Source organism: Blautia sp. ZXY-1-B12, assembly GCF_056339915.1.
Window position 1 is genome coordinate 1 of the sequence record NZ_JBWJVP010000301.1, and the last position, 10,388, is coordinate 10,388.

At 40.8% G+C, this 10,388-nt stretch carries 10 protein-coding genes; all 10 read right to left on the bottom strand.

Annotated features, from left to right (window positions below; translation table 11 throughout):
* The coding region (locus tag AC075L_RS20890) for a carbohydrate ABC transporter permease (RefSeq protein WP_476388128.1) at window positions 1–587 on the bottom strand (587 nt) is incomplete at its 3' end.
* 18 nt (window positions 588–605) lie between these two features.
* Window positions 606–1,538: a carbohydrate ABC transporter permease gene (locus tag AC075L_RS20895; protein WP_476388129.1), complete on the bottom strand. Its 933-nt coding sequence runs from the start codon at window positions 1,536–1,538 to the stop codon at window positions 606–608.
* 94 nt (window positions 1,539–1,632) lie between these two features.
* Entirely contained in the window at window positions 1,633–2,910 is a 1,278-nt protein-coding gene (locus AC075L_RS20900) for an ABC transporter substrate-binding protein (protein ID WP_476388130.1), read from the bottom strand.
* Window positions 2,911–3,116: 206 nt separating this feature from the next.
* Entirely contained in the window at window positions 3,117–4,370 is a 1,254-nt protein-coding gene (locus tag AC075L_RS20905) for an ABC transporter substrate-binding protein (RefSeq protein ID WP_476388131.1), read from the bottom strand.
* Window positions 4,354–5,109 carry a response regulator transcription factor gene (locus AC075L_RS20910; RefSeq protein ID WP_476388132.1) on the bottom strand — a complete coding sequence of 252 codons (756 nt, stop codon included), beginning with the start codon at window positions 5,107–5,109 and terminating at the stop codon, window positions 4,354–4,356. The genes AC075L_RS20905 and AC075L_RS20910 overlap by 17 nt, the downstream gene beginning before the upstream one ends.
* Window positions 5,084–6,829, bottom strand: a complete 1,746-nt coding sequence (locus AC075L_RS20915; RefSeq protein ID WP_476388133.1) for a cache domain-containing sensor histidine kinase — start codon at window positions 6,827–6,829, stop codon at window positions 5,084–5,086. Before AC075L_RS20915 ends, AC075L_RS20910 begins: the two co-directional genes overlap by 26 nt.
* On the bottom strand, window positions 6,826–7,518 hold the full coding sequence (locus tag AC075L_RS20920) for a DUF5052 family protein (RefSeq protein WP_476388134.1): 693 nt from the start codon (window positions 7,516–7,518) through the stop codon (window positions 6,826–6,828). The genes AC075L_RS20915 and AC075L_RS20920 overlap by 4 nt, the downstream gene beginning before the upstream one ends.
* Before the next feature lie 44 nt (window positions 7,519–7,562).
* A complete protein-coding gene (locus AC075L_RS20925; protein ID WP_476388135.1) occupies window positions 7,563–8,765 on the bottom strand; it encodes a restriction endonuclease subunit S in 1,203 nt (400 codons plus the stop codon).
* Between the two features lie 27 nt (window positions 8,766–8,792).
* Window positions 8,793–9,416 carry an N-6 DNA methylase gene (locus AC075L_RS20930; protein ID WP_476388136.1) on the bottom strand — a complete coding sequence of 208 codons (624 nt, stop codon included), beginning with the start codon at window positions 9,414–9,416 and terminating at the stop codon, window positions 8,793–8,795.
* Window positions 9,417–9,537: 121 nt separating this feature from the next.
* Window positions 9,538–10,388: ATP-dependent DNA helicase (locus tag AC075L_RS20935; RefSeq protein ID WP_476388137.1), on the bottom strand; the 851-nt coding region annotated here is incomplete at its 5' end.

Below are 10,388 nucleotides of genomic sequence, written 5' to 3' on the forward strand. Positions count from 1 at the left end.
AAAATCACCTTTATCCATGTCTGTACATAACCACAGCCATCGATTCTGGCGGCCTCTTCAAGTTCCCTTGGAATATTGTCATAATAATTCTTTATTACAAAAAAACTGACTGCAATTCCACTGCAAGAATAGATTAGAATCAGAGCTGACCTGGTATCATATAGATGCAGACGATTCACCAGGTTATACACCGGATAGGTAAGTGCAGTTGCAGGAATAAACATTGTAGAATACAAAAGCACATTCACCAGAGCTTTTCCCCTAAATTCCATCCTCGCCACCACATAGGCAGACATGGAAATCATAATAACACTAATTAAAACCGAAATACCTGCAACAAATAAACTATTTCCAAAATATCTCAAAACATGTAAATCTCTAAATGTAGAAACATAGCCGTCCAGGCAGATGGATTCCGGCAGTTGGAAGCCAGGTCTTGCCATAGGATCTTTTTTCAGACTGGAAAGAATCAGCCATCCCAAAGGAACCAGCGCCACGATCAGAGCCCACGCAAGACAGATGTAAGTCACAATTTTTGTTCCTGTCGGCATACTGCTGACACCTTTCCTCGTATTTGTTTTTTTCATATTTTCCCTCTTTTCTTACTATTTCTCTTTCTTAAAGGAAAGACTATATACAAAATTGATCATCAGAATAATCACCATTCCCGCAAGAATCTGAATCATAGCCACCGCATTAGCGCGGCCAAACTGAGTTCTTGGACTGGTAATCGCAAGCTCGCGAATAATGTAACTGATACTGTAGGTCCCTGCTGCTCCTTTTGTCAGGAAATAAACCTCGTTATAAAGAAGAAAGCCAGAAGTGGCTGCAAGAACAGACACTGTTTTCAAAGTCCCTTTAATCATAGGAATGGTAATATGCCAGTCTTGTCTCAGACCGCTTGCTCCATCTAACATGGCGGCTTCTTTTATTTCTTCCGGCACCGCCATAATATTTCCCAGAATCATCAACGTAGTCGTTCCGGTAAAGAAAATATACGCACAAGTCATTGCTGCAAAAGCAGGTCCTTTCAAAAGCAAAATATTATCATTAAAGTTTTTATTAAAAAGACGAATAATCGGATTAATAATTCCGTAAGATGGATTATATAACTGCAAAAATATGATACCCATTGCAGCAGTTGAAATCATATTCGGAATAATATATATATTTCGTATGAATTTAATACCTTTTACTTTTCTGGACAAAGCCAGCGCGATCAATGTTGCAACGGGAATTTGCACTACAGCTCCCAGTAATGCCCAAGTGGTAGAATTTTTCAAAGCTTCCCAAAAAAAAGGATATTTATTAAAAATATAATCATAATTGTCCCATAGATTGCTCCATCCGAAAAATTCCGGGCTGGTAATATTTGTATAATCCCATTTACAAAAAGATGTGATAAACACTGTAATAATGGGATACAGATAAAATATACAAAACGCAATCAGCGTAGGTGCAAGAAATGCAATGATAAAGCCTTTTTTTCGTGTATTTAGTTTCGTCTTTCTTTTTTTCACAGCATTTTGATTTTTCAAATCGATACCTCCAAAAAGGAAGGGATTCCTCCCTCCCTCTTTTATTTCATTCATAGTTTCTGTTTACCACAGCTATCTTCTGTGTTCCTTCCAGTTAAGCAACCAGTGCGATCAGTTCTGTCTGCAGTGCAGCAAATCTTGCATCAATATCTGTTCCTGATACTGCACACTCCATCAATGCATTGATAATAGCTTTGTCAACATCAGAGCCCCAGGTATAGTTCATATCAATTACTATAGTGTCAGCTTCATTTACCTGTGAGCAAGCCTGAGCAAGCTTTTTAGTTGCTGCATCATCACTGCTTTCAGCCAGCGAATTTAAGTCTACAGTTGTATTACATGGGTTTGCCTGTACGCCTGTAAATATCTTTTCTTGAACCTCAGTGCTTGTCATATATTTGATAAATTCAAGTGCAAGTTCTGTTTTCTCATCACTCATGTTATTTGCAACAGCAAGTCCGCCGCCGGCAGAAGCAATCGCAATGTTTCCAGGGAATAAAGAAGGTTCAATTGCATCTGTTAAAGAATCATCAATTCCGCTTGCATTCCATACGCCATTAAAAAGGACTCCAGCTTTTCCATTTGTGTTAAATTCAGCCATAAGATTTCCATTATCGTCTGTTGTATGCTCAGAACCATTTGCCTGGTCCAGGCTTGCAGCTGTCTTGAAAGCGTTTGCAAATTCATCTGAATTAATCGTATCTTCTGTCAGCTCACTTTCCAGCATTTTTCGGCCTTCCTCTGTAGAAGCCATAACCGTATTTACAATATAACTGGAGCCCTGTCCTGCAATATATCCATAAACATCTTCATCTAAACCGCGGATTTTCTCCATCGCTTCTCCAAAGGAATCCCAATCAGCAAATGCATCCTCTGTGATTCCCGCCTTCTCAAAAATATCAGAATTATACCATAAGCCACGGCTCTCAATCTGATCATGCACTGCATAAATATGGCCGTCTACGTCATGCTGTGTATAATTCAGTCCTACTGCATCCTGAAGTCCGTTCTCATCGATATATGGCTTCAGATCGTAAACAAGATTCTGGGAAAGTGCAGCCTGCGGAACTCCACCGCCTCCGATATCTACCAGATCCGGGAATGAACCGCCAGCAACCTGAGCACTTACAATGTCATCTCTGTTCTCTACTGCAATAGGTTTGAAAGTAACAGAATCATCTGCATGTTCCTTGGCAAATTCATCATAAATATCTCTCATTACCTGTGCTGCTGCCCACTCGCTCTCATCCTGATAATATCCGTGATAAAATTCCAGAACATTGTCATCTGCATAAGCAGTTGTTCCGAAACCAACCAGTGCAGTAGTCCCCATTGCTGCTGCCAGTAAAACACTTACCATCTTTTTCTTCATTTTAAAAATCCTCCTTCATAATTTATATGTCTTTGCTTTAACTGTTCTTATTCTATCGTTATTTTTAGTATTTTTGAATGAATATGATTTGTATTTTACAGATTTTTATTGACATTTTCACAATAAAAACAGGGAAAATATTTACCACCTGGCAATATTTTCCCTGTTTTTATTATTTCTGTTCTGTTTTATTTGTAACTTTTGTCCTATATTTTCATTTCGCCTAAATGTTCTAAAAAGATTTCCGGGGAAACTTTATTTGTAAGCTCCCGGAAAATATTTTCTGTAAAATAACTTTTCTGACTTGCTGACCACAGATTATCCGGAACTTCAATTTTATTCTGTGCACTTAGCACAAGAGAGGCTGCCTGAAACAGTCGTGGCATATCCTCCTTATAAGTATCCAGAACCACCTGACTATTAGCTGGAATCTGCTCCGTCTCCTCCAGAATTCTGGTCTGCACTTTTCTACTTAACATATATTTCAGAAAGCGGACAGAGGCCTCCTCCTTTTGTTCATTTTGGCTTTTTCCAAGGACATAGCCAAGACATGCCGACTCACAGGACATCTTTTTCTCTGAAAACGTAGGAAGTAAGGCATATTTGGCATTGATGTTCTCTGAAATCATGGAGGCACCCCACACACCATTTACATAAACTGCCAGCTTTCCTTCATTAAATAGTCTGGTTTCATCCAGATAACTATATCCTGCATTTTCCGAAGTAGAATATGCATAAATTTCTTTTAAGTCGTTTAATGATGTCTGTGCTTTTGTATTCCAATCCCCACTGTTACCTGCTCCATTTTCCAATAGCATATGATCTATGAAATAGAGATAGCCTTCTGGCGAAGTCTGAAGCGGTTTTATCTCATTTTCCTGACTTTTTGCCCACTCTCTCACCTTGTAACACATTGCCCGGAAAGCATCCCAGCTTTCAGGAAGTTCCTTCACCCCCGCAGCATTCAAAATATCCTCATTATACCAGTAACCACCACTCAACAAAAGTACATCTGCAACGGTAAACAGCTGTCCAGCTTCCGTCGTCCAATAGTTTAGATTTGTTTTGGAAATATCTGCTGCAAATTCCTCATCCGATTTCAGATATTGCATAATATCCAGTGCCATATCATTTTGTACAATAAAATCATACGTTGTATTTCGTCCCATTCCGCCAAAGGAAATCACATCTGGCATATCTCCAACCATAATCATGTCTTCAACTTTTCGTAGCATTTCCTCTCTGGTAGGCATGGGAATTAACTGCACCTCAATATCCTGATTTTCTTTCTGGAACCCATCATAAATATCTCTCATGGCAACATGATCCTGACCGGTTCCGCCCCATGCATGAATGATTGTAATTGTCACCGGCTCTATTTTTTTCTTCACACACCCCGTCGCCGCCAACAACAAAAGCAGCAAAAATCCAGCCATTAAGGTTTTATTCTTTTTCTTCATTTTGCTCTCTTTTCCTGAATTCTTTTGGAGATACGCCAGTTATTTTTTTGAACATCTTTGAAAAATAGCCGGCATCCTCCACTCCTACAGCCTCTGAAATCTCATAAGTTCTCATATCTGTAGTTCGTAGATATTCTTTCGCAGCCTCTACACGTCTGTTCAAAATATCATCAAAAAGATTGATACCCTTTTTATTTTTATAATATCTGCTTAAATAACTGCGGTTCACATGTAAAGTATCTGCAATATCATCTAAGGTAATCTTTTTACAATAATTCTTCTCCACATATTGATCAATCTGACGAAGTAGTGATTCCGGCTCATTCGATTTCAGTTTTTCCTCTATCTCAATTTCTTTTTTCAGCTTTAAAAGATTCCCAATGGCCTTTTCTACAGCACCTGGAAGCTCATCCATGATGGATATTTTCAGTACGTATTCACATGCACTATATTTAATTGCACATTTGGCATACTCAAAATCTGAATATGCGGTAAGAATAATCACCTGTGTTTCCGGACTTGTTTCATATAAATATTTACATATCTCCAGACCATCCGCTCCCGGCATCTTAATATCCGTGATCACAATATCCGGCATTTCCTTCTGAAGCTCATCCAGAAGTTCCTGACCATCGCTGGCTGTCTTCTCCAGAATACAGTTCATTTTCTCCCAGTTGATCAGCTTTTGCAAAGCTTCCCTGATATATGCTTCATCATCGGCTGCTATTACTTTCCACATAGTTTTCCCCTCTTTCAATCGGAACTATAATCTCAATTTCAGTTCCTTTTCCAATTTCACTCCATACATTAAATTCATAGGTATCCCCATACAAAATACGAAGCATTTTCTTTGTATTTTCCCATCCCACATGGGTATGTTCTATTCTCTGTGATGGCTTTTCTTCTCTTTCAATCTGATTCAGATCTACCCCCACTCCGTCATCCTTCACCCAGATATGAAGCTTCTCCTTTTCATATAACAACACTTTCAGATTCCCTTTTTCCCTCTTTGGTTCCAGACCGTGCGAAACAGCATTCTCTACCAGCGGTTCTATAAGAAGACGGGGTATCAGATTCTGGTTGATTCTCTCATCCTCCAGGATTACTTCATAGGAAAGCTTCTCCTGATAACGACTCTTTTGAAGATACAAATAGAACTGAACAATTTCCAGTTCCTCTTTTACCTTAATCTTAATTTCTCTTTCACGAAAAATCTTCCCCTGCATCAGCTTAGAAAAAGCATTCAACCCATCGTAGACTTCCTCGTTTCCTGCCATTTTAGCTTTCAGACTGAGCATAGCCAGAATATTAAACTGAAAATGAGGATTTATCTGAGCCTGAAGATATTTCACCTGAGATCTGGCTGCCACGATTTCTTTTTCGTAAACCTGAGTAATCAGATATTCAATTCGGTCTGCCATTTCATTAAAAACAATTCCCATATCATGAAATTCCCGTATGGAAGAATCCTCCATACGTACATTCAGATCTGGTTTTCCAAAAGCCTGTATGCTCTCTATCATCTGTGTAACCGGCTTAGTAAAACGATAACTTGTCACATATGCTACCAGGAATGCGATTACAAGCACCACTACAAGCAACACAAGCATAATAAAAATAGTGGGTTTTAAAATGGAAAAAATATTATTATAGCTTACGCTGATTGCCGTCCATATTCCAAAACCACATGAGTTACCATAACCAATGACTTTCATTCCATCCAGATTTTTGGTACCGCTCCAAGTATTTCCTGCAGACTGAAGTTTACTTACCTGCGATTTTTCTCCCATAAACGCAAGAATCTGATTGTTCTTATCCCACACTGCCCAGTTACCACCATTGTAATCCTCTGCCGCTTTCAAAACTCTTTCCACTGCATTTTGGCTAATCTGTACGATTCCTGTTCCTTTTTCTTCCATACTGTCGTCATAAATCCGGAAAAAAATATTCATTTCCTCATTATCTGAAAAACAAATATATTGATTTTTCTCACTTTTAAACTCTTGCTGCATACTCTCGTATTTTCTCTTCAGTTCCCGCTCCGCAGCAATAGTTGTAGCATAATAGTGTTCGTAAATACAGTCATCATTATTGTTAAACAGATAAATTCCTGTGACAAAAGGCAACTGGCGATCTACCATATTGCGCTCAGAAAACAATTCCATGCTATAGGAAAGTTGGGGCTCAATCTGATTCAGATCATATTCCGTATTCTGAAAAAACTCATCCAGCACAGTATTATGACGAATTGCAATCACACTATCTTCAATAAACTGCATATGCGCCTCATACTGCTGACTGGTATTTCGAAGTACATATTCTATATCTTCCTGTGTTTTTTGAAAAAAGAATGAGAAAAAAACATAAAAGACTACCGCACACACAGATAGCAACGTACACGCAGATGCCAGTATCATTAAAATAGTAAGCTCCCGTTTCAGAGTATAGATTTTCTTCATTTTTCATTATCCCTAAATATAATTTTATTGCACCTGAATTTATTATAGAAAAACTTTCCGAAACATGCAATCAGTTTATCTGTGAAGTTTCTGATGTAGTAATTTGCCCGATGGATATACAGGGCTTTGCCGTCGATCATGAGTTTGGTCATTTTTGGAAGGTCTTCCGGAGCTTCCCAGTATACGTCATCCCCGGAAAAAGCCGCTATGGGCTGTCCTAACTGGGATTTGATGACCACTACACGTGATTTACCAAAATCATTCTTATATTTGTTTAATACCCGGGCAATGGATGCAGGGCTTCCTCCTCCATTGCTGCTGATCTCTTCCAGGGAAAAGTCGACTTCCGGTTCCAGTCCTTTCTGGACAAAGATGCAGGTATCCCCGCAGCTTTCGATCTCTTTTCCATCAATGGTGATGGTGATGACCGAAGACAGATCATAGCCGGTGATCGTTTTTCCCTCACTGTCAAAGCTTGTGGTTTCGATCTTGTTTCCGGTAATACTGATCTTATTCCCGGATGTTTTGAGTGTCTGGCTTCTATAGTTGTCATAGGTGTAGATGGAATAGCTGTTTCCCATCAAAGAACCATGCAGGTCATTGATGGCGGACTGCCATTTTGCACAGCCGGATAAAAAGACCATGAATATGAATGAAACCAAAAGCAATAAACGTGATTTTTTCTTCATAAATATCTCCTTATGTTGATTAGTTGTAATCTCATCTGTAGTCATTATTGTTCCGAAAAAGATCTCAGATAGTCCGGCACCAGACCGGCACTCCTCTTCTGCTCTTCTGTCATGATCTTTCTGATGAAATCTGTATGCACCAGACCATCCTTGCATGGAAGAGAGATCTTGGTCCTCAGGATATTTCCAGTGTTCAGTTTTGTGGTGTAGTTGTATCTGCCGGAAATGGATTTTCTTATGGAGACAGCGATATATCTTCCAACCAGCCAGTCAAAATCAGGCAGTGTATTCTTTTGGGGGATCAACATCTTTAAGTGCGCAAACCCGATGAAATCCTTTTCCTGGTAGAAAACAGGACTGCCGCCGATGGTATCACTCAACGTGATCACATTTCCTTTGTTACAGGCTTCTAGTCTGCTGTATCCCTTTACCCCGTTATTTAACGCAGTATTTGTGATCACCGGCACTGTTCCGTCTGCATCATACAGATCGGCTTCCGGCACTCCGCGGTAATAGATACTGTTCTGCACCTCAAACAGCTCCTCTATGGAAAACAGCTTCCTATCCGCAGAAATCTCCCCATCACCCTCTGGTTTGAGAAGGTCTTTGATCTTCTCCAGCAGGGCATTAGCCACTTCAGAGGAAAGACCTTTTCTTGTTACCTTTCCATCGATCTTTAAATGTGATTCATAATTCCAGTCACATCCGGAATCTGTGATCTGATCAAGGATGACCGGGATCCCCGGATACACCCTCTTTTCCTTACAGGTTTTTACCAGATCAGAGTATAGTCTCCAGACATCCCTGCTATATTTAAAGCCGCGTTTTGTTCTTTTACATCCGTCATTGCGGAAATCAACAAACAGCACGTTTTTCTGGAAATCATGCGGAATATGGGCCCGGAAAAGGTAGATGCTTGTCTGTACCTTTGCATTGGGGGAAAACAGGTCTATTGGCATCTTGATACTGCACAGCAGTGTATGATGTGCCAGTATTTCTCTGGCTGATACAGATGTCATGCCGCCTCCGGCACTGTCCTGGATGATCACTGCACCTTCCCCGCCTTCTTTTAACATGTCCAGTCCATAAGAAAGGAACGGGAGTCCGTTTTCCTCGCAAGTGAAATTCGGACTGATGAGGAGCTTATCGTATTCCTTATCCTCCGAATACAGGAATGTGTTGCCCAGGACGACTGCTTCCGCAGAGATCCCCATGAGGATCATATTGGATACTGCAAGAGCTGCCATCCGCGGATTGATCTCAATCCCCCGCAGCTAGTCTTTCTTTAACTGAAGACCTGGATTACTGGAGCGCATTTCATCATAAGCGGCTACCATCCCTCCACTGCCTGCGCAGACATCCAGTACTTTGTCTGTATCTTTCACATGGATCAATTTTGCCATGAGATGGCAGATGTAGGATGGAGGCGACACCTTGCCGTTTTCCGTTGCCATCTGTACCGTATATTTCAAAAACTTCCCGAAAAGTTCCCCTATGGAATCCATTCTGTCAGAAATCCGGAAGATATTCTGGTAGATGAAACAAAAGATATACTGTGTGTAGCTCCCATGCAGCTTTTCAAGGTATCTGTCTCTTTCCGGATCAGATGTCAGTACCTGAAACTCTCTTGCTGTCATCTGATACATCTCTGGGGAAAGCAGGTCTTTTAAGAAGGCCATCAGATGCCTGTATATATAGTGGCTGGCGGTATCCTCTGTAGCGTACAGGGAATCCGGGGTCAGCACATGCATCGCCAGAAGCATTCCGCTGGCATAGACTGCCCGGTCGGAAGCATTGATGTGGGCTACATGCATGATCTCGTTTAATTCCGCAGCAGCTTTTTTGAGTACTTCGTATTCTTCCATATTTTTTCCTTCACAAAAATTATCGATCGCCATATCTGTTCTCCTTTCGTATGTACGGTCAGGATACCATGATATGGAAGCCAGTTGTTTTCATACGAAAATATTACCACAGATAAGCAGGAACTGCAAAAAGAAAGACCATCCGCGGATGGCCTTAATACAATCCCATATTTTCTCCAAAGAAGGAAATCTGTCCAAAATCTCCCTGCAGCTTCGACCTCAGATTAGAGTTCCTTGAAAGCATGGAGATTGTTTTTACTGCTTTGTATATCGCATTCCGCTGTCCCTCCAGGAACAGGTATTTCTTTGCACGTGTAACTCCGGTGTACAGGAGGTTTCTTTCTAGCATGACAAAGTGGCTGTACAAAAACGGCATGATCACAGCAGGAAACTCGGAACCCTGTGATTTATGGATCGTGATCGCATAGGCAGGATCCAGGTTTTCAAGGTCGTTCCGGGAATAAGTCACGTAAGGGTTTGGGCCATGGGCTCCTATTCCTTCATCCTCCTCTTCGTCCTCCTCATCCATATCCCAATAATCCAGCCAGAATTTGCTATCCGTTTCCTGTTTGTCCGTATCAAGGAATTCGACTTTCAGGAGTTCTTTTTCTAAATTGACTGCCACGATATACCCAATATCGCCATTAAATACTCCTTTCTCATAGTCGTTCTTCGTCTGCATGACACGGTCTCCCTTCCTGTATGAATATCCTTCAAATGCAATGGACGGACCTTCCGGGTTTAAAGCTTCCTGGGCAAGTTTGTTCAGGGCTATTGTTCCGGCACTGCCGTTCCTCATTGGGGCAAGGATCTGGATATCTCTAGGCTGGATATGGTACATATTTGGAATCGTATCCGTCAGAAGTTTTATAATGGCCTGTGCAGTCCGCTCTGCGATTTCCGAGGCTTCCAGTTTTTCCCCTTTTTTGTCCATTATTTCCAAAAAGAAATCATTTTTCGGATCCGAATCGTCGATCACCGGGAAGAGACCGTCATTGATCCTGT